This is a genomic window from Streptomyces cinnamoneus, assembly GCF_014650495.1.
Taxonomy (GTDB): Bacteria; Actinomycetota; Actinomycetes; order Streptomycetales; family Streptomycetaceae; genus Streptomyces; species Streptomyces cinnamoneus.
The window spans coordinates 320,847-342,748 of the sequence record NZ_BMVB01000008.1; the positions used below are offsets into that span (position 1 = coordinate 320,847).

Consider the following 21,902-nt stretch of genomic DNA (forward strand, 5'->3'; position numbering starts at 1 on the left):
CCCAGCCGATTACTGCTGGGGGCTTTTGACATCTACAGATGACATCAACGAGGGCGACGCCCGAGCATCCGGTCCATGTGTGCGATGGCGTCGCGCTTCAGCTCATCCGGCACGTGGGTGTAGATGTCCATAGTCACGCTGATCTTGCTGTGTCCGAGGATCTCCATCGCTACTCGCGGGTGCACGTTGCCGATGGCGAGCAGGGTGGCGGCGCCGTGTCGGGCGTCATGAACGCGGATGCGGGGAAGGCCGGCCTCGTCGGTGAGCCGGTAGAACGATCGCAGGACGTTGCTGCCCTCAATCGGTCGACCGGTGCGAGTGGTGAACACTAGATCCGTCTCATGCCAGGCTGCCCCAGCTTTGGCCCGCATGGCCTCTTGCCGTAGGCGCTGCCACCGCAGAGGAGCGACGCACAGCACTGGGAGCGGGAGTGTGCGTTTGCGCCGGTTCTTGGTGTCGTCCTCGTAGTTCTCGCCCATGACTCGCTGACGTTGCTTCACCACTTGCAGCGTCCGGTTCTCGAAGTCGACGTCCTGCCACCGAAGGCCGACAAGCTCCCCGCGCCGTAGCCCCAGGCCGATGGCCAGCATGAACGCTGCGTAGAGCGGATCCCGGCGGGCGGTCAGGATGAAATCCGCCGTCTGCTCCAGCGTCCAGACCCGTCCTTCGTAGGGACTTACCGTCGGCGCTTCGACCAGCTTGACCACATTCCGTGTGATCAGTTCCTCGCGGCACGCTGACGATAGAGCCGAGCGAAGCACGCGGTGCGACTCTCGCGCGGTCGCAGCGGTCGCGGCTCCGGTGATCTCTTTGAGAGCCCTTCTGACATCTCGCGCGCTGAGCTTCTCCAGGGTCTTCTTTCCCAGCCGAGGGACCAGGTACAGGCGCACATGCATCTCGTACTTCGCGTAGGTCGTCGGCTTCCGGCGGGGCTTGATGATGTTGTCCAGCCAGTACGGCAGCCACTCGCACAACTTCGCCGACCGCGTGGGCACCGGCACGCCGTTGTCCACCTTGTCGAGCAGCTCACGACGCTTGGCATCGCAGTCTGCCCAGGTCTTGCCGTAGGCGAACTTTCGAGCACGGGTTCCGTCCGGCTGGAGCACGTAGACGGCCGCTTGATATCTGCCGTCTTTGCGTTTGGTGATCGTTCCCGCACCGTTTGGGTTCCGCTTGCGCTGAGAGGCCATCAGGCTCCTTCCTCAATCTGGTTGAGGATGAAGGCCCGTACCGCGTCGGTGGGGATACGACGAGCGCCGTCGACCTTGATCGAGGCCAGGCGGCGGGATCGGATCAGGTCGTAGACCTTCGAGCGTCCGAGCCGGAGTAGGGCCATGACTTCGGGCACGGTCAGCAGCTCGGGGAGGACGGTGGTCATGTGGCGGCTCCTTCCGGCGTGCGTGGGTCGTACGAGGCTTCGCGGGCGGTTTCTCGATTGAGGCGGATGGCTTCGGCGATTCCGGCAGCGAGGGCGGATTCGCCGGGGGTGTGGCCGTGTCCGGCGTATTGCCAGTCGGCGAGGACGAGGGTCGTGTCCGGGTCGTCGTCGGGCAGGCCGAGGGCGTGACGTTGCTGGGCGGCGCGGTAGTCGGCGCGGATCTGGCGGAGCGCGCCGAGGGTGGTGGAGTACTGCCGGGATTTGGTGGAGAAGTGGCCCCGGAAGCCGAGCATGTGAGCCCAGGCCCTTAGTCGGCGGTCCGGGTATGCCTCGTCGAGGTCCCAACAGGCACGGATCAATCGGCGGGTGTGATCGGGCAGGGCGGGGTGGTGGTCGAGTTCGGCGAGCTCGCCGATGCGGCGGTCGAGGATGCCGGTGGTCTCGGCAGCTTTGGTCGCGTACTTGGCGACGTAGGAGGCTACGGCCTGTTCGGTGATGTCGTGGCCGGTGTCGAAGGCTTGGATGGGCCGGATGTCGAGCTGGGTGCCCCAGCGCAGTGCCCAGCCATCGGGGCAGCCGGAATCATCGGCCGGGGGGACCTTGACGGTGGTGTACGGGTGAGCGACGGCGGCGCGGACCGCGTCGGTGAGCAGGCCGAGGGTTGCCCAGCGGGGCGGGCTGGTGAGGGGTCCGAGGGGGCCGTCGAGGCGGATGACGGCGTGGAAGTGGACGGCGCCGCGCTTCTGGAACTCGGCGACCTTGCCGAAGGAGAGCCGCAGGAAAGCGGGGAACTCGCGCTGGGTCAACCCGAGGCGCAGGGCGATCTCGCGGCGGAGGCGGCGGGTGAAGCGGGCCCACAGTTCCCCGGCGTGGTTGTTGAACATCACGGCTGCCGCGTAGTCGTAGGTGTCCGGGTCGAGCGGGGTGCCGAGGGTCGGGTCGTCGTCGCGGTGGCGGGTGCCGCAGCGGCAGCGGCCGGCGGCGGGCTGATTGTGGACGGGGCCGAAGGACGGGGCGGTGAGGGTGACGAAAACGCGGGGGTGGTCGCGGACGGTGGCCGGGATGTCCTTGGCGTCGTCGCCGACGAGTCCGGCGCGGATGAGGTGGTAGGTATCCCCGGCGTAGAGCCAGGCGCAGGAGGGGCAGCGGGAGGCCCGGCGGTTGCCGCAGGCGATGCGTAACCGTCCTCCGGGTTCGTTGGTCGTGGTGTAGGCGTGGAGGACCTTGCCGGTACTGCGGTCTTGGGTGACCGTCCAGCCGCGCAGGTGGATGGGGTCCGTGCAGCCTCCGGTACGGCGGATCTGTTCTTTCCAGCGGTCGAAGTCGGGGGCCGAGGCCACCCTGAGCAGGTCGCCCAGGGTGGTCGGATCGAGCAGGTCAGGCACGGGCCGCCTCCAGCGCTTCTACGATGCGGGGGTTGGCCCTCAGGAGCGCCGGCGGAGCCCACGGGCCGGGCGAGTCGTTGTGCCAGGGCACGGGGCTGGCGAGGCAGGTCACGGTGCTCAGGCGCCAGTGCCACATGTCGCGGAGGGACCACAGCGTGCAGTAGCCGTCGCCAGGGTGGCAGTCCTCAAGCCAGGCGACGGCCAGGACGGCGCCGGTGGGCTGGGGGCGGCGCAGGAAGGGACGGGTCAGGGGTGTGCGCCAGGCGTGGAAGTCGGTGCGGTGTCCGGCGTGCACCAGGAGCGGGCCGCGGTAGTCGGTCGGCTCGGGGTGGTTGATGACGCGCTGGGTGCCGTAGGCGATGGCGCTGGCCCAAGGCTGCGAGACCGTGAGTGCACGGACAACTGACGTGTTCACTGCTGACTGCCTTTCTCGTCGCGGGGGTGGGCGTCATGCCATGCCTCGGCGCAGATCTTGTGGACGGGCTTGTTGCGGTCGGAGCGCAAGGGGGTCGGCTTGCCGCAGCACACGCACGGCTTGTCGCCGCTGTGGTCGAAGTGCTTGGGGTCGTGCCAGTCGAGGAGAGACACCAGGTCACCGCCCTTCGCAGGTGGCGGTGTGCTCGCCGTATTCACTGACCAGGGCCTGAACCTTGCTGGTACCGGTGGCGTGGCCGGTCTGTCCGCAGGAGCAGGCGTAGGAGGCCATCGGAGCCTCAGCCGTGCGGGTGGACCAACGGGCCGGGTCGTCGTGGTCCCGGTAGGCGGGAGGTGCCGAGATGCGGATGCCGGGCTGGTCCGGAGTCGGGTCCTTCACCGGGTCACCACCTGGCGGTCGAGAGGGGCACCTGTGACGGCTTCGACGAGGGCGGAGACAAGAATCTCGGCAACGGGCGGGGTGACGGCGTTGCCGTACTGGCGGACCTTTTCGCGCTTGTTGCCGAGCACGCGATAGTTGTCGGCGAAGGCCATGGCGCGGCCGATCTCGCCGGGCTCCAGCATCCGGAAGCGCACGTCGTCCAGTGCGATCGTGGTACCGGTAGCCAGGGCGTAGCGGTCGCGGGTGGTGAGCGCTCCAATGGGCGCGTCGGCCGGGCGGGCCACGCCCTTGCCGTAGTACGGGACGAGCAGGGCAGCGTCCTCGGGCGCAAAGCCGGGGGCGGTGACGAGTCCGTGATGGTTGCCGGACGCAGTGACGGTGGTGAGGGCGTCGGTGACTGGGCGAGCGCGTTCCTTGTCGCCGCCGCCCCGGAGGGGGATGAGGTAGGGCAGCCAAGCGAGACCGGTTTCGTTGCGGGCAGTCTGGGTGCGCAGCGGCGAGGTGGCGGGGGCCGCGTGTTTGCCGTCCCGGCCTTCGACGGGGACCAGGAGCGCCGGTGCGGCCTCCGTTCGTCGGGTGCCGCGGTTCGAGGCGGCGAGTGCTGACCCGTACTTGGCCAGCCCTGCGCGGATGCGGTTCAACGTGGCAGCGGCCAGAGGCTTGGTGCGGTCCCCGATGCGCTCTGCAGGCAGGGTCCAGTCGATGGCGGTCGCGGCCGGCCGGGCCTCGGGTTCCAGGACGTTGCTGCGGCAGGAGACGCGGGGGCAGCGGTAGACGTACTGCTGCCGGTAGCGACCCATGTCCCGGCGCGGGTTCTTGAACGCCTGCACCGCGGTCACGGTCTCTTCGCACACCGAGCACCAGGCGCGGGGCCGTAACCACTTGTCCCAGTCCGGGGCCCGGCCCGGGGAGCGGTGCCAGTAGGCGAGGTAGAGGCGGTCCCGAGATTGCGGCGCCCACGTAGTGGCGACCGGGCGGGCGTGCATGGAGTTCAGGGCGATCAGGCGGGTGTCGTAGCCGAGGGCGCGGATGTCGTTGCGCCAGGTCTGCCACAGGTCCCAGGCCCGTACGTCGATGACGTTCTCGATCACCCCGGCCAGGACCGGGCGGCCGCGTCGGTGGGTGCTGTCGAGGTAGCGGGGAACGTCCCACATCAGGGCACGGGAGCGGTCGGCGGCCGCGTCGGGCAAGGTCTCGCCGAAAAGGTCGGGCTGCTTGTCGAAGTCGCGGCGCTTCCCTCGGGCGTTGGACCACTGGGGGCACTCGGGTGAGGCCCAGAACAAGTCGGCGGCCGGGAAGCGGGCGACGTCTGCGTCGTGGAGGTCGCCGGTGAAGTGCTCGGCGTCGGGGAAGTTCGCGGCGTGCGAGGTGATCGCGCGGTCCCAGTGGTTCGCGGCGAGTACCGGCCGGACCCCGGGGACGGCGGCCGCGCCGGAGGAGGAGCCGCCCGCGCCGCAGAAGAAGTCGATGTAGGTCAGCACGTCGCACCTGCCTTGACCCGCTTGGCCAGTGGCAGGCTGCCGGTGCCGTGGCAGGCCGGGCAGGTGGCGGTGATGGTCTCGCGGTACCCGGCGGGGGTGCGCTGGCCCGTGGTGACGGCTACGGCGGGAAAGCCGTCGCAGTGCGGGCAGCGGCGCGCCAGGGCATGGTTGTGCTCGGGCATGATGGAGGTCTCCCTTTGCTGGTCTTGGTGATCCGTGAAGGGGTTCAGGTCCTCGGGGCGGCGGATACTTGGCGGTAGAGGCCGCCCCGGGGGCCGTTCAGCGCTTGTTCTGGCTGTTGAGCATCGAGCGCGCGACCACGGCGACGACGGCGAGCGAGCCGGCCGTGATGGAGATGGCCAAGAACATGCCGACCAGGACCGCGCCGATGACGAGCACGGCGACCGTGCCCGCGCCGATGGCAGCGACCGTGGCCCCCGCGGTCAGGTGCACTGCCCCACGAGCCGGAGTCACGGGAGCGGGTGTGTGGTGCTGACAGAGGGCTTGAGCCGGTTGCGGCTGGAGTTCCGCGGTCGTGGCGGGTGTCGTGATGGTAGGGAGCGGGTTCGTCGGGACTTGAGGACGGAGCATGATCGGTCCTTTCTGGACTGGTTACTTGGAGCCGCCGATGACGGAGGCTCCGCCGTTGATTCCGGCTTCGATCGCACCGCCGAAGAAGCTCCCGGCGAGGAGGAAGCCCGCGATCAGGAGGACGGCTACCATCCAGGCGGGTACGCGGGTGAGCTTGATGCCGAGGTAGCCGATGACTGCAATGGCGAACCAGAGCGGGACGTTCACAGCCGTGTCTCCTTGTCCGTTGTCAGCGGGGGTCGCAGCGGTGGATCTGCGCAGCGAGTTCGGCGGCGGCGCGGTTGAGGTAGTCGGCGGACCAGTCGCAACCGGGGGCGGTGCAGGCGGCGGTGTGGGCCAGCCGGCCGAGCTGGTCGGTGTGGGTGGCGATCTCGACTTGTCCGACGCGGTCGCGGTTCCAGAAGCGTTTGCGTCGCATGAGTGGTCCTTTCCAGGTGGTCAGGTCAGTTGGGTGGCGATGGCTTCGGCCATGGGGGCGGGGACACCGAGGCGGGCGCGAAGGGTGTCGGTGTCGATGGGCTGTCCGGTGGTGGCCTTGTAGACGTCGGCGACCTTCCGGGCGTGCGCGATCAGAGCGGCTGGGGCGGCCGCAGGCGCTGCCTGAACGGGCTGCGGAGCACTGTCCGACTCCTGGCGGTCCCGTTGGCCTGACTCGGGTGGATCGATTGCCTGCTGGGGCTCCGGGTCGACCGGGGCTGGCTCAGGCTCCGGAGCAAGCGGTTCGAGCAAGGCCGGGGCGGGTTCCGGGGCGGGTTCGGTTGCCGAGGGGCCAGGGGTGTGGGCAAGGAGGGTGCCGCCGAGGAACGCGGCCGCGGGCCAGCCGGCCACGAGCATCCGCAGCCAGGCCGGAGGGTGGGCCAGGTCCAGGAACCCGGCGGTCGCGACGTTCGCACCGAGCGAGGCGACCAGGGCGATGAGGAACCAGACCCAGCCCAGGCGGGCCCCGTGACCGGACCGGAGGCGGCGCCAGGCTGCGACCAGCAGCAGATCGACGGAGATGGGGTAGGCCCAGCCCTTCCAGCCGTCTTGCCCGGCGGCCTGAGCGATGTCGTGGAGGTGGGCGAAGGACAGGGCACCGGCGATCACTGCTTGCACCAGCACCGGATCACGGTGGGAGAGTCGCTTCATCGCGGGTTCCTCCTTCCGGGCGTCAGAGAGGGAGCCGGAGACCGGGCGGGGTGGTTTCTGCCGCCCGGTCCCGAGCGGGTTCAGCGGGTGTCGGCGACTTCGCCGCTACCGAGACAGGTCAGGCACAGGGCCTCCTGCCGGTCGGGGCTCTCCTGTTTCTTGCGGCCGCCGACCTTGAAGGATTCGGAGACCTGGCCCGCGGTGCAGTCCGGGCAGGGCTTCGTCGAGGGCTTCCGGCGGGTGGTTTTCCGCGTCGCCACGGCGATCACTGATCTTCTCGGGGGTAGCCATGCCCCTCGGGCGGATACTCGGTCCACTCCTTGGCTTCGAATTCGGCGACCGTGGCGGAGTAGAGAACCGCGGCGAAGGAAGGGTCGTGCTCGGGGTTGCAGAGGTAGTTATCGACCTGGCAGGCGAGGTGATGCTGACGACGGTCATCGGCCATCAGGGCGTCAGGGTCAGGGATCACGGCGATCACCGGTCCCGGCTCGGGTAGTCGTGCCCCTGGGGCGGGTAATCGCCCTGCCGCTCCCGACGGCCCTGCTCAAGCATCGAATTGACGATCACACTGGCGAACTCGACATCCGCCCCGTCTTGCTCGGCGTAGTCGCAGACGTCCCGGGTGATACGGGCACTGCGGTCGTAGTCGTCTGTACGGCGGGACATTGCTGATCTCCTTTGCGTCCGGTTTCGGGCATGGATCGGGTAGGGACCTGGCGCGATGCGGTCGCGCCGACCGATGGAGCCGGAGGGTCAGGCCGTTTCGAGGGCCGGGGCCGGAGTTTCGAGGGGCACCTTGGCCTTGCCCGGGCGGAAGGGGGCCAGGGCGGGGATGTCCGGCGTCATGTCGGCGTACTCGGCGCAGGTGGCCGCGGCTTCGTGCAAGGTGGTGAACGGGCTGCGGATCAATGCCCACCCGCCGGAGGAGTCGCCGGCCACTGCTTCACCGGGGCGATCCTCTGGGATCGAGGTGGCAGCGAGGACAGCGGCAGCACTGACGTCGGCGAGGGCCATCTTGGCGGAGCCTTCGTCGTTGACGCGGTGCGAGACACGGCCGGAGAGCTGAGCTCGTAGCGTCGTCGCGCCCTTGCCTAGTTCGGAACCGAAGCGCTGTCCGCAGATTTCGAGGTACATCCCTACCGCGCGGCAGAGCTGAGCGAGGCGGATCACTTGGGTGACCATGTGATCCCGGCGCTTCTCGTCGGCTGCTGTTGCGACGAGGAATAGTTCGGCCACTTCGTCGACGATCAGCACCAGCGGGATCGGACGTAGCGCTTCGGGCAGGCCCCAGATGTCCGAGGTGATCTCTTCGAGAGGCGTGTCGGACCCGAGGCGCTGAGCGGCGCGGATCAGCTCGTACCGGTCGGTCATCTCCTCTACCAGCGCGTCTAGGAGGAGAGCCGCTTCCTCAGGGGTGCACGCCAGGGCTGACATGCGTGGAGCGAACGGAGACAGTTCCACCCCCCACTTGCAGTCGATGCCGACCAGGGCGACCGGCTGAGGTGCCAGCTCTTTGATCAGACCACGGAGGTAGACGGATTTACCTGATTCCGTCGCACCGACCACCAGCTCATGCGGGGTCTTACGGAAGTCCCGCATGTGTGGCCTTCCGTCCGAGCGCAGCGCTACCGGCACCCGCAGGAGACTGCCCGTAGCCTCTCGGGGCATGGCCACGTGATGCAGCACGTCGTAGGCGATCAGCCGGACCTCAAGCCACCCGGGCTTATGGGCCCTGACATGCACCCCGTGCGCAAACCACGCGTGCCTGAGCCGTTCCGTGGCGACCGCGAAGTCATGCACTTCCTGCCCCGGCTGCATCCTGATCCGAAGGATCAAACCAGTCCGGGTGATCCGCACCCGCCGCAGCCGCGGAACCATCCTGCTCGGCTCACGACGGGCCACCTTGGCCACCCAGAGTCGCAACCGGGTCGGCCGTTCCGTCAGTCCGCACGCCTCCATCACGGACCGGTAGGTGATCAGCACCCGCCCCAGGGCCACAACGGCGCCGACACTCAGCCAGTACCACGTCGGGCGAACCCGCCGCAGAACCAGCAATCCAGTCACGGCCGAGGCTAAGCCCACCAGTAAGGCCACATCTCCGACGGTCACTGGGATCAACCCTTACCGTTGGACGCCGCCACCGGCAGGGCTGCCATGACAGCGGTAGCCCGGTAGCTGATGCCGTGGCCGTTGCTGGTCTCCCACGGGCGGGCGACGAGCCCAGGGAACGTGACCGGCATCCCCGGCACCAGGTCCGGCGAGATCCCGTCTTCTGCGACCACGATCGTCACTGCGTCGGGCTTGCCCTCCACGATGACTGCGACGTTCACGTTGTAGAGCGTCTTGCCCGTCGTTCGGTCGTGAGCGAGCTCACCGGTCTCCCGGTTCTTGACCTTCGGTTCCGGAGCCTGGATCAACATCACGATCATCTGGGTCGTGTCCACGGGGATCTGTCGCATGGCGATCACTCCTCTATAGAGGCTTGACTCCTTCACTCATGTATATGAGTGACTCTTAGAAGAGTGCCTCACTCCTACATATGAGTCAACCCGCTGCGTCAGGAAATCGCAGCGGGTTGTGGGGAGTTGAGGGTGTGTCAGTCGGCTGCGGGGATGCGGTAGCTGAATACGAACTGGTCAGCCGCCATCAGGGTGTCGCAGACCTCCACCACGCGACCTTCTTCGGTCACGGCATTCCGGACCAGATGAACCACAGGAGCGCCCGCGCTCAGCTTCAGTTCCGAGGCTTCCGCCTTGGCAGCCGGCCGCGCCTGGAGGGTCTCAATGAACTCAGCGAAGACATGCCCGTGATCCTCAAGGCGCGCGTAGATACCGCCGCCACCAGGGTTCTCGGCGAAGAGCTCCGGTATGTCCTTGACCACGTCCCACGGGAGGTACGAGGTGGCCGTCTCCACCGGGACGCCGTTGCGGAAGTAGAGGCGGCGACGGGCGAGCACCTGGGCGCCAGGCGCCACGTCGAGTCGCTCGGCGATTTCCTCCGGGGCGCCCATCGGACCGATGTAGAGAACGCTCACAGCTGCCGTGGCTCCCGCTTGTTCCGACTCCGCGAGGTAGGCGGCCTTCCCACCCCTTCGAAGCGAGCGCCGGAAGCGATCGGACGAGCGGTGACGTACGGGCGGCCTTGCTTTCACAAGCGAGCCCTTGCCGTGACGAGTCTCCACCAGGCCGCTTGCTCTGACCTCCACCATCGCCTTACGGATGGTCCCGCCGGAGACGCCGTAGCGCTTGACCAGCTCTGATTCGCTCGGCACCATGTCGCCGGCCTTGAGGACCCCCGCACGGATCTGCTGCACGATCTCATCAGCGATCTGGACGTACCGCGGCACGGCCCTGCCATCCCCTACAGCAGTTCCCATAGTCCTTTCCATCCTCCTATGCTCCTGCACATGAGTAACAGCGTCCGAGAAGCCCAGTCAACGCCGTTGCACTCTGTGTCAGTGGCCGGAGCCGTCGTGCGCGAGGACGGTCGGCTGCTCGCCATCCGCAGGGCCGACAACGGGACCTGGGAGCTTCCCGGCGGAGTGCTGGAACTGGCGGAGTCGCCGGAAGAAGGTGTCACTCGGGAGGTCTACGAAGAGACCGGCGTGCACGTCGAGGTGGACGAGCTCACCGGGGTCTACAAGAACACCAGCCGGGGGATAGTCGCACTCGTCTTCCGCTGCAAGCCGTCGGGCGGCTCCGAGCGCACCTCGGATGAGTCGACCGCGGTGGAGTGGCTCACGCCCGATGAGATCGCGGAGCGGATGTCCCCCGTGTTCGCCGTCCGCCTGTTGGATGCCCTGGACGGCATGGGGCCGCACGTTCGGAGCCACGACGGGCGCAAGCTGGCCTGAGGGGCGAGCTATCAGGCTTCGGTCCACGCAAGCCGGTGGCGGGCAATCGCGTACAAGGTCTCGATCTCTCCGGGCGTGAGTCCGCCGGCCGTCGTGCCGAGTTGTGCGACCTCCTGTTGCTTCCAGACGCGCACGTCGCTGAGCGTGGAGGCGCGCTCCAGCCTAGACACTCCGACGAACACCAGGGCTGGCTGAACCTGGACAGTCTTTCCGCTGTACCGCTCCAGAACCCGCCGGACGCGTCGCGCTTCCGCCCGGACCTTCCGCGTATAGGGGTGGGGCGGACCGTGGTTGACCTTCACCGAGTCGTTGCCCACCCAGACATCCTTGTTGGGGCAATGCTTGGTGTTGATGTTGAAGATGCCACCCGGGCCTATCAGCAGGTGATCTATGTCGACCGAGTTCGACAACAAGATTGAGTGCAGCACGTGCCATCCATGACCGGATAAGCGATCAAGCTCAGCTCCCACCCGGCGTTCGCCGATGAGCCCCAGTCGCCAAGAGGTCCATTCGGAGTCACGGCGCAACATCCATGTAATGAGACGCTCGACGGGGCCGGGACCCTCGGCGTCCAACTTGTCCTTCAACGCCTTACCCGGACGATTTCGAGCGAGGTCATCAGCTGGCGTAAGGGGCGCCAGCACTCGAACCTTTGGACGCGGTTGCGCTGCAGCTTGCCCGTTCGGTGATCCCAGATAGGGAGCAAGGATCTCCAGCACAGCTGGCCGGTACTCCTCACGCAGGACCCTCAGTTCACCGGTCGAGCGGTCCAGCCAGGCCACGACCATGCCGTCGAAGGTCTCCACGTACAACCGATCTCGCCCGGAACCGTCCCGCTCCACGACCTTGAGATCGCTCAAGCCAGCCCCCCGGCATCTGCGTCATCCCCACTCATATGGCAGCAGCCTCGGCGCATGACCACAAGACGGCCCGCGCGGTCAAAGTTTCTCTACTCCATCAAGGCCCCCGGCTCCGCTACCGCTCCGCCGGGCGCGCTGCGGCTCCGGTCGCGCTGCCGCTCCTGCCTCCGGCCCGCTCCGCGCGCCTGCGCCTCTGCGCGCCCTTGGACGACACAGCCAGGACCGGAAGAGAGAAGCGCCGGCCGGTGGGGGGCCGGGCGGCTCCGGGGCTTTACCCACCTCCCCGGCTCGGGTCCCGCGTCGAGCAAGGCCAGGGGGCCACTCGTGCACATTGCGGGCAGGGGTGAAGCCTGCCCGAGTTGCCAACCAGCGTACGGCCCCCTGACCATGCTCGACCCCAACCCGGGCAGGACACCGGCCAAAGCCCCGGAGCCGCCCTCTGTCGCTAACCAGCGCGCACTGGCAGTCTCACTCCATGCCAGAGACGCAGAGGAACATCGCAAGCTTCTCAAGCGCCCCGAACGGCTGGCGTGTAGCCATAGCAGACACCAGGGACAAGGAGCTGATCATCGCTCCCATCGTGGGTTGGGCCTGTCTCACCAGCGATGCCCCCTATGCGCACATGGGAGATGGCGACCTGGACCCCTTGGTCCTGTGGAACAACCTCAATGACCCGTTCGTCAGCCTTCTCAGCCAGACCCTCGACGACTGGGGTTCAGGGAGCGACAAGGGACGTCATCACGTCCATGAGATCCTGCCGCCCGAGCATGAGCCGAGCCAGGTTCCCGAGGGCTGGAGCGTTCGCACCTAACGTCCGTAGCGACTGATAGATGAAGCCTGGGCACACAGCGACGAAGGGCAGGGCAGGCGAGTGTCTAACTGCGTGACAACGCCGACGCACAGCGGCGGACAAGCAAGGGCGCCTGCGGACCATCGCAGCAGATGAGAGACACACCAGCCCCAGGTCGACCGCCCGCCCGAGTTGCTTCGGGAGAGTGGTGGGCTGAGGAGGAGAGCAAGTCGGCTGTTATGATCGCCCGTTGAGCCGAGCAGAGAGGTCAACATGCGAGCACTGCGTCCACTCGTCCTCTTCTTCGCCTACGTTCTTGTGCTAGCTGTCTGTGTCCTTGGCCTGGCCTGTGGATTGCTCGCCGTAGCTCATCGTGGCGTGAGTGTTGATCTCTTCGAATGCTTGGCTCTGTTGTCAGCGTGCTTCGCTCTACTTATGGGGTGTAACCGTCTACTCACAGGCCAGTGGCACCGGTGGTCGCGACGCTGAGGAAATCCGCTCGCCAAAGGAAGTCAGACCCAGCGCAGGCAGGCTCGGGCTGACATCCACACCTGACATCAACAAGAATGGATCTCGGCAAACAACGGCGACTAGGCACGGCCACGGCAACTGCAGGCAGTAGCCGATGGGCAGGCGTCGGACGGACCGTGTGTCGAACTTACAAAGCGGATGTCGGCGGTTCAAATCCGTCTGTGCCCACACGAAGCAGCAGGCCGAAGGCCCCTTGGCGCAGCAGCGCCGAGGGGCCTTCGGCTTGTGTCGTCTCAATGGCTGCCCACCGACGGCAGCAGCGGGCTGCCGTTGTGGTCCAGCCAGGTGCGGTATGTGGGGTTTCGCCCCGCTACGTCCACGTAGGCGGCCATCAGGTCCGTATAGAGGGCATCCAGTTCCCGCAGCGGCAGGGAGCCGTGCCGGGAGGCCAGGGACAGCTGGGCCGAGAGGGGGTCGCCGGCCAGGGGGCGGATGACGGTGCCCGGCGGGGCCTCGGCGGTGGGCTGGGCGGTGCGTACGGCCTCGCCGGAGGCGACGAGCTCGGCGGCGGTGGTGTTGTCGCGCACGTGGACGAGGCGGGGGTCGAGGCCCGCGGCCGTGAAGACCCGGCGCAGGGCGGTGGCCTCGTCGTCGGCGGTGGGGTCCACGATCCAGGCGTCGCCCGCCAGTTCGGCGAGCCGGAGCACCGGACGGGCGGCCGCGGGGTGGCCGGCGGAGAGCGCGACGAAGCGGGGCTCGCAGGCGATGAGGACGCGCCGCTCCACACCCTCGGGGACGTGCAGGGGGAAGCCGGCGGTCTCGTGGACGAAGGCCACGTCCAGCTGATTGGTCGCCAGCAGTTGCAGGAGCGTGTTGGAGGACACCTCTATGTGGATCGTGGTGTCCGTGTCGGGCAGCCGCTGGTGGATCCGGCGCAGCCAGCCCGTCACCGCGCGGCTGCCGATGCTGCCGATGCGCAGGCGCAGGCCGCCGGCGCCGACTGCCGCGTCGCGGGCGGCCGTTACGAGGGCGGCCATCTCGGCGATGATCGGGCGCGCGCGGGAGAGGACGGAGTGCCCCAGCGGTGTGGGGTGGCTTCCGGTCTGCCCGCGGGTGAACAGCAGGCCGCCGACGGTGGCCTCGATGCGACGGAGCTGGGTGGTCAAGGAGGGCTGAGTCATGCCCAGTTGCACTGCCGCCTTCCGCACGCTGCCGGTGTCCGCGATGGCGCAAAGTGCGCGGAGGTGCCTGACCTCAAGCTCCACGGAGGGAGCATAACCGCGCCTCGTACGCCACACCAGGCACATGCCGGACGCATGGGAACGAGGAGGTGGCGCAGGATAGGCGATTGAATGGCGCTATGGCCAACTGGCATCATCCGCACCATTGATAACTCGTCAGAGACTCAAGGGGAACTGGAGTTCACCCGTGAGCCCCGGCCGCCGCGACCCACCGCGCGGCGGCCGAAGTGGCTCCGGAACGAATGGAGTCCCCCACATGAAACGCTCCACGATGATGCTCTCGGCCGCCCTCGGCCTGGGCCTCGCGGCCACGATGACCGCGGTCCCCGCATCGGCAGTGGCCCTCGACCACAGCGCTCCGGCCCAGGCCGGGACCGTGGCGACCTCCTCGTACGTCGGCTCGGCGGCCGAGGAGGCCAACAACAAGGCGTTCTTCGAGGCCGTCATGAAGTCGGCCAGAGCCAAGCAGGCCGCCGCCAAGCCGGGCCTCGCCGCCGCGACCGTCACCGTCACCTACGACGCCAGCCGGGCGCCGAGCTTCGCGAACGAGATAGCCCGCAGCGCGCAGATCTGGAACAGCTCGGTGCGCAACATCCAGCTGCGCTCCGGCTCCAACGCCGACTTCCGCTACTACGAGGGCAACGACTCCCGCGGCTCGTACGCCAGCACCGACGGCCACGGCCGGGGCTACATTCTCCTCGACTATCGGCAGAACGAGCAGTACGACTCCACCCGCGTCACCGCGCACGAGACCGGTCACGTCCTCGGTCTCCCGGACCACTACTCCGGCCCCTGCAGCGAGCTGATGTCCGGTGGCGGCCCCGGCCCGTCCTGCACCAACCCCTACCCGAACTCCGCCGAGAAGAGCCGGGTCAACCAGCTCTGGGCGAACGGCCTGAAGGCGTTCGACAAGGCACCCGTCACCACGGCGCACTGACCGTTCGGTCCCGCTCCGCGGGGCATGAGGCAGGCCCGGTCCCCCTGAGGGACCGGGCCGTCGCGCATACTGGCGCGGTGACGGACAGGCTCACCTATCCCGAGGCCGGTGCCACCGCCGTCGGCCGGCTGCCCGGCGGCTACCACCACCTGCGCGTGACCACCCGCGTCGGCCACGGCGGCGCCGACTTCCGGGCCGCCGCCGACGCCGTCCTGTCCTGGCGGATGCACCGCGCCATGACGGGCGTGCGCATTCCCGGCGGCACGGCGGACCCTGCGCCCGGCGTCCGCGTCACGCCCGCCATCGGCTTCGGCCCGCTGAGCGTGTCGGGCCCGTGCGCGGTGGTGTGGGCGGTCCGGGAGGAGCGGCGGGCCGGCTTCGGGTACGGGACGCTGCCCGGGCATCCGGAGTGCGGGGAGGAGGCGTTCGTCGTGACGATGGACGCGGCGGGCGGCGTACGGCTGACCGTGCTCGCCTTCAGCAGGCCCGCCCGGTGGTTCACACGCCTCGCCGGGCCTGCCGTACCGCTCTTCCAGCGGTACTACGCGCGCAGCTGCGGGCGCGCCCTGCGCACGCTGGTACGGGCGGGACGGGGCCGCGGCCGGCCGGTGGACCGCTAAGGGGCCGGGGTCTCCGGCTCCTCCGGGCGGCGCATGAGGAAGACCGCGCCCGATCCGGCCAGGAAGAGCGCCAGCACCGAGACGGCCGTGCTGAGCCAACTGGCGCCCAGCCACTGGCCGCCGAAGTAGCCCAGGCTGACGCTGTAGGCCGCCCAGGTCAGGCCGGCCAGCGCGGACCAGGGGAGGAATTCGGCCACCCGGCGGTGCATCGCGCCCGCGCCGAGGCTGACCACGGAGCGGCCGGCGGGCGCGAAGCGCGCGAGGACGACGAGCGGACCGCCGCCGCGCAGCAGGGCCGTGCCGAGCTTGGCCTGTGCGGCGGTCAGGCGGCGGGAGCGGGCGATGGCGCGGTCGAAGCGGTCACCGCCGCGCCAGGCGAGGCGGTAGGCGACCATGTCGCCGAGGACGGAGGCGGTGGCGGCGCACATCACGAGTGCGAACATGTCGGCGAAGCCGGCGTGACCCGGGGCGGCCTCACCCACCGCACCGGCGGCGGAGCCCGCGGCCGCGGTGGCCGCGGTGATCACCAGGACCCCGCTCGGCAGCACCGGCAGGAAAACGTCCAGGAGTACGGACAGGCCGACGATCACGTATATCCATGGGGTGTCGGCCAACGCCCCCAACTGCTCCAGCACGTCCTGATCTCCCGGTACGGTCCCCCGCCGCGACGTCGCAGGGGAGCGGCAGGGGCGGCCTTCACAACCGTACAGCGTACGCCTGGAGTGGCTGGGGGATGGGCGTGGGGCGCGTGATGTTGTTCGCATCACGTGCCGGACGGGCCCGGGAGTGAGTCAGGTCACGCCGCGGGGTGGCCTGGTGGACCGTATGCGCACAGGGGAGAGGGGAGAGGGGAGAGGGGAGAGGGGAGAGGGGAGAGGGGAGAGCGGACAGGGGCCCGGCGTCGGCCGGGCCCCTGCTGTACGTGGCGCGGGGTGACGTGCGGTCAGCCCTGCTGGGCGGTCAGCCCTGCTTGGCGCGGCCGAAGAGGCGGTCCAGCGACAGCGGGCCGGGGCCGGTGAAGACCAGCAGCAGGAAGGCCCAGCAGAACATCGCGGACGCCTCGCCGTGGTTCTGTATCGGCCACAGCGCCTCGCTCTGGTGCACGTCGAAGTACGCGTACGCCATGGAGCCGGAGGAGATGAAGGCCGCGGAGCGCGAGCCGAGGCCCACCATCACGAGGATGCCGCCCACGAGCTGGATGACGGCCGCGTACCAGCCGGGCCAGGTGCCCGCCGCGATGGTGCCGCCGTTGCTGCCCGCGGCTCCGCCGAGCACGCCGAAGAGGGAGGCGGCGCCGTGGCAGGCGAAGAACAGGCCGATGACGATGCGGAACAGGGACAGCACGTACGGCCGGGCCGCGTCGACGCGCTCGGTGAGGGCGGCGACGGGCGACGTGGGGGCGGACTGCCCGGAAGCCGGGGACGTGGCCGCCGTGGGCGTGCTGGGCATGGGTGGGGCTCCTCGTATCGGGGACGGAGAACGACGAGGGCTAAAGGTTAGGCGCGCCTAAGAGGTACTTGCAAGTTCAAGTTTCTTGATTTCTGCCCGGCAACATCCTTTTAACAAGGCCCCTCGCGCCCCTCCGGTGGGCGCGAAGTGGCGCGGAGTGGGCACGACGGGCCTCCCGCCGAGGCGGGGGAGGCCCTTCGCGCCGTCCGGCGACCCGGTCAGCAGCCGTTGAGGATGCCGGTCAGGGCGGTCTTCTCGGCGGAGTCCACGGTCAGCTTGTAGTCGTACTTCACCGAGACCCACATCCGTGCGTACGTACACGCGTACGACTTCAGGGGCGGCATCCACTGCGCCGGGTCCTTGTCGCCCTTCTCCTGGTTGACGCGGTCGGTGACCGCGATCAGCTGGGAGCGGGTGAGGTCGTTGGCGAACGCCTTGCGCTGCTCGGTCGTCCAGGTGCTGGCGCCCGAGCGCCACGCCTGCGCCAGCGGCACGATGTGGTCGATGTCGATGTCCTGGGCGTCGTGCCAGGTGGCCCCGTCGTAGGGGGAGAACCAGGTGCCCGAGACGGCCGCGCACTTGGCGTCCTGCTCCACGTCCTGGCCGTCCCGCTTCAGCACGACCTCGCGGGTGTTGCACTGGCCGTACTGGGTGGCCCAGTGCGGGAACTTGGACCGGCTGTAGCCGTCCATCGACCCCTCGGGCTTGACCGTCAGCTGGCTGAGCTGCGTGCGGACCGTGGCGGCGTCCGGCGGCGTGGGCGGCGCGGCCTGGGCCGCGGGCCCGTTGAGCACGAGCGTGCCGACCAGGGCGGTGAGCCCGAGGGACACCGCCGTACGACGCGCGTAGACGCTGCGCAGGGTGGAGGGGACACGCAGTCCGGGCATGGGAACTCCCTTGAGGGTGGAGGGGGTACGGGCCGCCGAAGCGCGGCCAGGATCGCGGCGCCGGATGTCAGGGGGGTGGTCGCCAGATGACAGGATGGCGACGCGGTCATGCCAAAACAAGTGTTTGTGGGCGTGAGATGTGCGGTTGTTTCGTGGGGAGTTACCGGAATTTGGGCCTCCGCCGCTGGGGCTGACGTGCCGCCAGGGGCGACTGCGGGTCGCCGTTGGTTCGCGGCCGGATCGCGGCCCGGAGGGTGGCAGGGGGGTGCCCTCGGCGGGCTCCTCGCGGTCCTGCCGGCCGCCGCCTCGGTGCCCCCCCGCTGCCCCGCCGCTCTGCTGCTCTGCTGGCGGGCCTGGACCGGACCCGCACGGTGGGCCCCGTCACACTGCCGGCGTCCAGGAACGCGTGGCGAGCGGGCTGCTGAACCGATCCCGTACCCTGGGGGGAGCAGAAGGGGAGTAGCTCTTCGCCGGACCGTCGACATACTGCTGGGCCTCGCGCCCGGCCGGCGCCCGGAGGCCCGTCCGTCAGGAGGGCCAGCGAGACCTTCGGCCGCAGTGTCCACGACGCTGCCGTGCCGAAGCGACCCCTGATTCTCCTGCAGGTCACTGTTTCGGCGCGGCGGCGTCACCGCCCACCGACAGAGGAAACCACCCCTGTGTTCAGCTTCACCGTCGCCGCCCTCGTCTTCGGCGTGATCTTCCTGGCCGAGCTGCCGGACAAGACCGCCCTCGCCGGCCTGATGCTCGGCGCCCGCTACCGCGCCTCGTACGTCTTCGCCGGGGTCGCGGCGGCCTTCCTCGTCCACGTCGCCCTGGCCATCGCGGCGGGCAGCGTCCTGACGCTGCTCCCGCACCGCCTGGTGCAGGCGGTGGTCGGCGTCCTGTTCCTGGCCGGCGCGGCGATGCTGCTGCTGAAGAAGGACGACGGGGACGAGGAGATCGCGAAGCCCGCCGACCAGTCCTTCTGGAAGGTGTCCGGGGCGGGCTTCATGCTCATCCTGGTCGCGGAGTTCGGCGACCTCACCCAGATCATGACCGCCAACCTCGCCGCCCGCTACGACGACCCGCTCTCGGTCGGCGTGGGCGCGGTCCTCGGCCTGTGGGCGGTGGCCGGCCTCGGCATCCTGGGCGGCAGGACGCTGATGCGCTACGTGCCGCTGAAGCTGATCACCAAGGTGGCGGCGCTGGTGATGCTGGCGCTGGCGGGGTTCAGCCTGTACGAGGCGGCCGTGGGCTGAGGTCCTCGTCGAGGAGGTTGGTGATCAGCTTCCGCAGCCGCCCCTCGCGGACCGTCGCCACGCCGTGCACGAGCTGTGCGCCGTAGACGACGGCGGTCCCGGCGGGCGGCGCGCTGGTCCACCGGGTGCGGGGTATCCCGGCGAGCGCGGCGACGGTCTGCGGCCCGGCGTGGTGGGAGATCTCCTGCACGAACCGGGTACCGGGAACGAAGGCGCTGCCGGGCCCGGCGGTCCGGTCCGTCCACAGCGCGTCGGACGCACACGTGTCGACGTAGAACTCCCCGCCCTGCTCCGCCTCCTGCAGATGGAACGCCACCCGGGCCACTCGCTGCGGCCGGTGTTCCGGGTCGCTGATGCCGTGCACGTGCGGCTCGATGCGGTCGCCGGGCCGGAGGTCGTGGTAGTCCCACGGCGTGGCGGCGGCGACGGACGGGAACACCCGCCGGATCGAGGGCAGCGCGCGCCGGACGGCGGCAGCGAGGATCTCCTGGACGGCGGCGGGCGCGACCAGCCCGTCACTGGGCCGCGCGGGGGCCCAGCGGGTGGCTTCGAGGTGGTCGTCCAGCACCTTGACGACGTGGGCCGTCTCGTCGGGTTCGAGGAACCCCTCGACGGTGTGGAGGGCGAGGGTCTCGGTCATGTGGATCACGTCTCTGACTCCTCTCGCGGGGCGGAGCGCTTCCGCGAGCGATTCCACTGCGGGGCGGTGCGCTTGCCAATGGCTGGGGCGCGCGCGGCGGAAGCACCGGGTCGCACGCGCGGGCGCGCGCGGGGGCGTACTGGGGCGTACGGCTTCGCCCTGGCGCTGCGACGGTTCGCTTCCCGGGGCCGGTGCCCGGCGGGAACGTAGGGACAGGGGTGGTGGGCCGGCTCAGACGGGGCCGATCCCCGCCTGAGCCTTGATCGTGTCCACGGCTTCCTGGGTGAGCAACCGCAGGGGGACGACGGTCCAGCGGTCCCCCTTGCGCATGATCACGGCCTGGCCGTCCTTGGTGCGTCCGACGTGGACGAACCCGTGATCACGCCGCAGGTCCTTCGCCAGGTGTTCGCCGTGGATCACGGGGTCACTTCCCTTCGCGGTCCTCGTCGTCCGCAGTGGAGGACCAGACGTCGCCGTTCTGCGACACCCGGGTGTCGGGGTCGGTAGCAGTGCCCTGGTTGTCCTGGGGGTCCCACTCGTCCTCGTTCTTCTTACCCATCGTCACGGGCTCCTTCCTGACCGGTGCTGCGTCGGTACGAGGGCGTTCCCTGTGCTGTCGTGCGGTGGTGCCCCGCCCGTCAGGGTGAACGTCTGCTGCCGGGGCCGGTGAGGGTGCCGGTGCCTCTGACGGCGACGGTGGGCCCGTCGAGTTCACCCCTGTCCGGCAGCTGTAGGGCCAGGCCCAGAGCCCGGTAGTCGGTGACGCGCCGGGTGCCGCAGCGGGCGCAGGTCCGGAGACCGCCGGCGGTGGTCCATGCGGCGGCGGGGTGCGGACAGGTCCGGCCGCTCCCCGTCCCACCGGCGAACCGGCCGGTTGCTTGCGCCGCCCCGCCGCTCCTCATCGGTGCACCGCCCGCAGATGGAGACCCATGACATCGGCCATGGCTGCGGCCACGGTCTTATCGCCCCGGCGAACGGCTTCGTAGCGGCGCTCTTTGATCTCTCTGCAGCCGAGGCAGGGTGCTGATGGCGACTCAGCGGGCTGGAAAGAGCCCGTCGTAGGGGCGGTCGTGCGGTGTTCGTCGTACACCTGGACCCCTCATCCGGTGAAGGGACGGGGCATTGCACGAAGGGATGTCTGACGCCGAGGCGACATCTCTAGAGATGTCAACGCCCTTGAGTGGCAAGGCCGGAGGGCTGTTGGTGCCCCGAGTCTCTGACGGCGGTTCACCGCCCCGTACGCTGTCAAGGGAAGAGAGGTGATCACCCGATGGCCAGCCAGGGCACCGGCCGCCGGCCCAAGTACCAGCGGATCGCTGCCGAGCTGCGCGATGCGATTCAGGCAGGTGAGTACGGCCCGGGTGACCGGCTACCCGGCGAGAACGAGCTGATGGCTGCGCACAACGTGGCACGCATGACAGCCCGCCAGGCACTGGGTGTCCTGCAGAACGAAGGCATTGCCGAGGCCCGCAAGGGTGCCGGGGTGTTCGTGCGCTCCTTCCGCCCCTTGCGACGGCGGGGGATCCGGCGTCTGGCCGAGTCGACATGGGGTGCCGGGCTGTCCATCTGGTCGGCGGACGTCGGGGATCGGGCGCTGATCGTCGACCGGGTCGACGTCGTCGAGCGTGCCGCGCCGCAGCGAGTGGCCGAAGTGCTGGGCCTGGAGTCCGGCGCGACAGTGTGCGTCAGGAGTCGGCGCTTCGTTCTCGACGGGAAGCCGGTTCAGCTGTCCGCCTCGTATCTGCCCGCCGGCCTCGTGGCCGGATCCGCGATCACGCGGGAGGACACCGGGCCGGGAGGCACGTACGCGCGTCTCGCGGAACTGGGTCACAAACCGGTGCGCTTCCGCGAGGAGATCCGCACCCGGATGCCCTCCGCGGACGAAGCCGAGCAACTCGCCCTCTCGCCGGGTACGCCCGTCGTGCACATCTGCCGCACGGCATTCGCCGAGGGCGGCAACGCCGTCGCGGTCAGCGAGATGACGTTGGATTCCGCGTCGTACGTGCTGGAGTACGAGTTCGACGCCTGATGCCCCGCAAGCGGCGAGGCGCAGGTCACATTCGTCCATGTCACAGGGCGGCGGGCTGTCTCGTCTCAGGGGTGCAGGCACCGACCACCGCTGAGGAGCACACC

Annotated in this window: 33 protein-coding genes; 6 read left to right on the forward strand and 27 right to left on the reverse strand. The window is 69.2% G+C overall.

All coding sequences use genetic code 11. The features are described from left to right. Positions 1–44: 44 nt before the first annotated feature. The 18 genes from IE182_RS15140 to IE182_RS15225 form a co-directional block, all read right to left on the reverse strand. Positions 45–1,190 carry a site-specific integrase gene (locus tag IE182_RS15140; protein ID WP_190110306.1) on the reverse strand — a complete coding sequence of 382 codons (1,146 nt, stop codon included), beginning with the start codon at positions 1,188–1,190 and terminating at the stop codon, positions 45–47. Beyond that, positions 1,190–1,378, reverse strand: coding sequence for a helix-turn-helix domain-containing protein (locus tag IE182_RS15145; protein WP_190110307.1), 189 nt, complete (start codon positions 1,376–1,378; stop codon positions 1,190–1,192). Before IE182_RS15145 ends, IE182_RS15140 begins: the two co-directional genes overlap by 1 nt. Continuing rightward, complete coding sequence (gene repSA / locus IE182_RS15150) at positions 1,375–2,763, reverse strand: replication initiator protein RepSA (RefSeq protein WP_190110308.1); 1,389 nt, start codon at positions 2,761–2,763, stop codon at positions 1,375–1,377. Before repSA ends, IE182_RS15145 begins: the two co-directional genes overlap by 4 nt. Next, positions 2,756–3,178, reverse strand: a complete 423-nt coding sequence (locus IE182_RS15155) for an ASCH domain-containing protein (protein ID WP_190110309.1) — start codon at positions 3,176–3,178, stop codon at positions 2,756–2,758. Before IE182_RS15155 ends, repSA begins: the two co-directional genes overlap by 8 nt. After that, a complete protein-coding gene (locus IE182_RS15160) occupies positions 3,175–3,351 on the reverse strand; it encodes a hypothetical protein (RefSeq protein ID WP_190110310.1) in 177 nt (58 codons plus the stop codon). Before IE182_RS15160 ends, IE182_RS15155 begins: the two co-directional genes overlap by 4 nt. A 4-nt stretch (positions 3,352–3,355) precedes the next feature. After that, positions 3,356–3,577 (reverse strand): hypothetical protein, encoded by a 222-nt coding sequence (locus IE182_RS15165; protein ID WP_190110311.1) that lies wholly within the window; start codon positions 3,575–3,577, stop codon positions 3,356–3,358. Next, the gene (locus tag IE182_RS15170; RefSeq protein WP_190110312.1) at positions 3,574–5,061 is read right to left on the reverse strand and encodes a DNA cytosine methyltransferase; all 1,488 of its coding nucleotides are present in this window, start codon (positions 5,059–5,061) and stop codon (positions 3,574–3,576) included. The genes IE182_RS15165 and IE182_RS15170 overlap by 4 nt, the downstream gene beginning before the upstream one ends. Further along, positions 5,055–5,243: a hypothetical protein gene (locus tag IE182_RS15175; protein ID WP_190110313.1), complete on the reverse strand. Its 189-nt coding sequence runs from the start codon at positions 5,241–5,243 to the stop codon at positions 5,055–5,057. The genes IE182_RS15170 and IE182_RS15175 overlap by 7 nt, the downstream gene beginning before the upstream one ends. Positions 5,244–5,340: 97 nt before the next feature. After that, positions 5,341–5,535 (reverse strand): hypothetical protein, encoded by a 195-nt coding sequence (locus IE182_RS32605; protein WP_308432109.1) that lies wholly within the window; start codon positions 5,533–5,535, stop codon positions 5,341–5,343. Positions 5,536–5,673: 138 nt separating this feature from the next. Next, positions 5,674–5,859 (reverse strand): hypothetical protein, encoded by a 186-nt coding sequence (locus IE182_RS15185; RefSeq protein WP_190110315.1) that lies wholly within the window; start codon positions 5,857–5,859, stop codon positions 5,674–5,676. A gap of 22 nt (positions 5,860–5,881) precedes the next feature. Continuing rightward, the gene (locus tag IE182_RS15190; protein WP_190110316.1) at positions 5,882–6,070 is read right to left on the reverse strand and encodes a mobile element transfer protein; all 189 of its coding nucleotides are present in this window, start codon (positions 6,068–6,070) and stop codon (positions 5,882–5,884) included. A 20-nt stretch (positions 6,071–6,090) separates the two neighbouring features. After that, positions 6,091–6,780 (reverse strand): DUF2637 domain-containing protein, encoded by a 690-nt coding sequence (locus tag IE182_RS15195; RefSeq protein ID WP_190110317.1) that lies wholly within the window; start codon positions 6,778–6,780, stop codon positions 6,091–6,093. Between the two features lie 80 nt (positions 6,781–6,860). Then, positions 6,861–7,040 carry a hypothetical protein gene (locus IE182_RS15200; RefSeq protein ID WP_190110318.1) on the reverse strand — a complete coding sequence of 60 codons (180 nt, stop codon included), beginning with the start codon at positions 7,038–7,040 and terminating at the stop codon, positions 6,861–6,863. A 5-nt stretch (positions 7,041–7,045) separates the two neighbouring features. Beyond that, positions 7,046–7,258, reverse strand: a complete 213-nt coding sequence (locus IE182_RS15205; protein WP_190110319.1) for a hypothetical protein — start codon at positions 7,256–7,258, stop codon at positions 7,046–7,048. Next, the gene (locus IE182_RS15210; RefSeq protein ID WP_190110320.1) at positions 7,255–7,446 is read right to left on the reverse strand and encodes a hypothetical protein; all 192 of its coding nucleotides are present in this window, start codon (positions 7,444–7,446) and stop codon (positions 7,255–7,257) included. The genes IE182_RS15205 and IE182_RS15210 overlap by 4 nt, the downstream gene beginning before the upstream one ends. Before the next feature lie 87 nt (positions 7,447–7,533). Continuing rightward, positions 7,534–8,874, reverse strand: a complete 1,341-nt coding sequence (locus tag IE182_RS15215; protein WP_373303559.1) for an FtsK/SpoIIIE domain-containing protein — start codon at positions 8,872–8,874, stop codon at positions 7,534–7,536. A gap of 20 nt (positions 8,875–8,894) precedes the next feature. Beyond that, positions 8,895–9,239: an SCO3933 family regulatory protein gene (locus IE182_RS15220; RefSeq protein WP_190110321.1), complete on the reverse strand. Its 345-nt coding sequence runs from the start codon at positions 9,237–9,239 to the stop codon at positions 8,895–8,897. A 137-nt stretch (positions 9,240–9,376) separates the two neighbouring features. After that, positions 9,377–10,156 carry a GntR family transcriptional regulator gene (locus tag IE182_RS15225; protein ID WP_190110322.1) on the reverse strand — a complete coding sequence of 260 codons (780 nt, stop codon included), beginning with the start codon at positions 10,154–10,156 and terminating at the stop codon, positions 9,377–9,379. A gap of 18 nt (positions 10,157–10,174) precedes the next feature. Here IE182_RS15225 and IE182_RS15230 point away from each other — a divergent pair, with 18 nt between their 5' ends. Then, a complete protein-coding gene (locus tag IE182_RS15230; RefSeq protein ID WP_190110323.1) occupies positions 10,175–10,633 on the forward strand; it encodes an NUDIX hydrolase in 459 nt (152 codons plus the stop codon). An 11-nt stretch (positions 10,634–10,644) separates the two neighbouring features. On the opposite strand, the gene IE182_RS15235 is transcribed toward IE182_RS15230, so the two are convergent. Further along, positions 10,645–11,493: a nuclease-related domain-containing protein gene (locus IE182_RS15235; RefSeq protein WP_229844819.1), complete on the reverse strand. Its 849-nt coding sequence runs from the start codon at positions 11,491–11,493 to the stop codon at positions 10,645–10,647. A 475-nt stretch (positions 11,494–11,968) separates the two neighbouring features. Here IE182_RS15235 and IE182_RS15240 point away from each other — a divergent pair, with 475 nt between their 5' ends. Further along, positions 11,969–12,304 (forward strand): hypothetical protein, encoded by a 336-nt coding sequence (locus IE182_RS15240; RefSeq protein WP_190110324.1) that lies wholly within the window; start codon positions 11,969–11,971, stop codon positions 12,302–12,304. Positions 12,305–13,047: 743 nt separating this feature from the next. Here IE182_RS15240 and IE182_RS15245 read toward each other — a convergent pair. Beyond that, positions 13,048–14,061, reverse strand: coding sequence for a LysR family transcriptional regulator (locus tag IE182_RS15245; protein WP_190110325.1), 1,014 nt, complete (start codon positions 14,059–14,061; stop codon positions 13,048–13,050). A gap of 190 nt (positions 14,062–14,251) precedes the next feature. On the opposite strand from IE182_RS15245, the gene snpA reads away from it, so the two are divergent. Beyond that, complete coding sequence (gene snpA, locus IE182_RS15250) at positions 14,252–14,932, forward strand: snapalysin (RefSeq protein WP_190110326.1); 681 nt, start codon at positions 14,252–14,254, stop codon at positions 14,930–14,932. Between the two features lie 77 nt (positions 14,933–15,009). Continuing rightward, on the forward strand, positions 15,010–15,552 hold the full coding sequence (locus tag IE182_RS15255) for a DUF1990 domain-containing protein (RefSeq protein ID WP_190110327.1): 543 nt from the start codon (positions 15,010–15,012) through the stop codon (positions 15,550–15,552). Here the strand turns inward: IE182_RS15255 and IE182_RS15260 are convergent. The 3 genes from IE182_RS15260 to IE182_RS15270 form a co-directional block, all read right to left on the reverse strand. Beyond that, entirely contained in the window at positions 15,549–16,187 is a 639-nt protein-coding gene (locus tag IE182_RS15260; RefSeq protein ID WP_190110328.1) for a DedA family protein, read from the reverse strand. The genes IE182_RS15255 and IE182_RS15260 overlap by 4 nt on opposite strands. Before the next feature lie 325 nt (positions 16,188–16,512). After that, positions 16,513–17,001, reverse strand: a complete 489-nt coding sequence (locus IE182_RS15265; RefSeq protein WP_190110329.1) for a DoxX family protein — start codon at positions 16,999–17,001, stop codon at positions 16,513–16,515. Positions 17,002–17,219: 218 nt separating this feature from the next. Continuing rightward, positions 17,220–17,861: an HNH endonuclease family protein gene (locus IE182_RS15270; RefSeq protein ID WP_373303562.1), complete on the reverse strand. Its 642-nt coding sequence runs from the start codon at positions 17,859–17,861 to the stop codon at positions 17,220–17,222. Positions 17,862–18,547: 686 nt separating this feature from the next. On the opposite strand from IE182_RS15270, the gene IE182_RS15275 reads away from it, so the two are divergent. Beyond that, positions 18,548–19,129 (forward strand): TMEM165/GDT1 family protein, encoded by a 582-nt coding sequence (locus tag IE182_RS15275; protein ID WP_190110331.1) that lies wholly within the window; start codon positions 18,548–18,550, stop codon positions 19,127–19,129. Here the strand turns inward: IE182_RS15275 and IE182_RS15280 are convergent. From IE182_RS15280 to IE182_RS32775, 4 genes are all read right to left on the reverse strand, one after another. Continuing rightward, positions 19,101–19,778, reverse strand: coding sequence for a hypothetical protein (locus tag IE182_RS15280; RefSeq protein WP_190110332.1), 678 nt, complete (start codon positions 19,776–19,778; stop codon positions 19,101–19,103). The two genes, IE182_RS15275 and IE182_RS15280, sit on opposite strands and share 29 nt — an antisense overlap. A 222-nt stretch (positions 19,779–20,000) precedes the next feature. Next, complete coding sequence (locus IE182_RS15285) at positions 20,001–20,189, reverse strand: hypothetical protein (RefSeq protein ID WP_190110333.1); 189 nt, start codon at positions 20,187–20,189, stop codon at positions 20,001–20,003. 4 nt (positions 20,190–20,193) lie between these two features. Further along, complete coding sequence (locus IE182_RS32445) at positions 20,194–20,328, reverse strand: hypothetical protein (protein ID WP_268249616.1); 135 nt, start codon at positions 20,326–20,328, stop codon at positions 20,194–20,196. A gap of 79 nt (positions 20,329–20,407) precedes the next feature. Continuing rightward, the gene (locus tag IE182_RS32775; RefSeq protein ID WP_373303560.1) at positions 20,408–20,671 is read right to left on the reverse strand and encodes a DUF6255 family natural product biosynthesis protein; all 264 of its coding nucleotides are present in this window, start codon (positions 20,669–20,671) and stop codon (positions 20,408–20,410) included. 368 nt (positions 20,672–21,039) lie between these two features. Here IE182_RS32775 and IE182_RS15290 point away from each other — a divergent pair, with 368 nt between their 5' ends. Continuing rightward, positions 21,040–21,798: a GntR family transcriptional regulator gene (locus IE182_RS15290; RefSeq protein WP_190110334.1), complete on the forward strand. Its 759-nt coding sequence runs from the start codon at positions 21,040–21,042 to the stop codon at positions 21,796–21,798. The last annotated feature ends 104 nt before the right edge of the window (positions 21,799–21,902 follow it).

Excerpts from the sequence above, each read along its gene's own strand:
- IE182_RS15140 (WP_190110306.1), bottom strand. The coding sequence starts at position 1,190 with ATGGCCTCTCAGCGCAAGCGGAACCCAAACGGTGCGGGAACGATCACC.
- IE182_RS15145 (WP_190110307.1), bottom strand. The coding sequence starts at position 1,378 with ATGACCACCGTCCTCCCCGAGCTGCTGACCGTGCCCGAAGTCATGGCC.
- IE182_RS15175 (WP_190110313.1), bottom strand. The coding sequence starts at position 5,243 with ATGCCCGAGCACAACCATGCCCTGGCGCGCCGCTGCCCGCACTGCGAC.
- IE182_RS15190 (WP_190110316.1), bottom strand. The coding sequence starts at position 6,070 with ATGCGACGCAAACGCTTCTGGAACCGCGACCGCGTCGGACAAGTCGAG.
- IE182_RS15195 (WP_190110317.1), bottom strand. The coding sequence starts at position 6,780 with ATGAAGCGACTCTCCCACCGTGATCCGGTGCTGGTGCAAGCAGTGATC.
- IE182_RS15210 (WP_190110320.1), bottom strand. The coding sequence starts at position 7,446 with ATGTCCCGCCGTACAGACGACTACGACCGCAGTGCCCGTATCACCCGG.
- IE182_RS15220 (WP_190110321.1), bottom strand. The coding sequence starts at position 9,239 with ATGCGACAGATCCCCGTGGACACGACCCAGATGATCGTGATGTTGATC.
- IE182_RS15225 (WP_190110322.1), bottom strand. The coding sequence starts at position 10,156 with ATGGGAACTGCTGTAGGGGATGGCAGGGCCGTGCCGCGGTACGTCCAG.
- IE182_RS15230 (WP_190110323.1), top strand. The coding sequence starts at position 10,175 with ATGCTCCTGCACATGAGTAACAGCGTCCGAGAAGCCCAGTCAACGCCG.
- IE182_RS15240 (WP_190110324.1), top strand. The coding sequence starts at position 11,969 with ATGCCAGAGACGCAGAGGAACATCGCAAGCTTCTCAAGCGCCCCGAAC.
- IE182_RS15245 (WP_190110325.1), bottom strand. The coding sequence starts at position 14,061 with ATGTGCCTGGTGTGGCGTACGAGGCGCGGTTATGCTCCCTCCGTGGAG.
- snpA (WP_190110326.1), top strand. The coding sequence starts at position 14,252 with ATGAAACGCTCCACGATGATGCTCTCGGCCGCCCTCGGCCTGGGCCTC.
- IE182_RS15265 (WP_190110329.1), bottom strand. The coding sequence starts at position 17,001 with ATGCCCAGCACGCCCACGGCGGCCACGTCCCCGGCTTCCGGGCAGTCC.
- IE182_RS32445 (WP_268249616.1), bottom strand. The coding sequence starts at position 20,328 with ATGGGTAAGAAGAACGAGGACGAGTGGGACCCCCAGGACAACCAGGGC.
- IE182_RS32775 (WP_373303560.1), bottom strand. The coding sequence starts at position 20,671 with ATGAGGAGCGGCGGGGCGGCGCAAGCAACCGGCCGGTTCGCCGGTGGG.
- IE182_RS15290 (WP_190110334.1), top strand. The coding sequence starts at position 21,040 with ATGGCCAGCCAGGGCACCGGCCGCCGGCCCAAGTACCAGCGGATCGCT.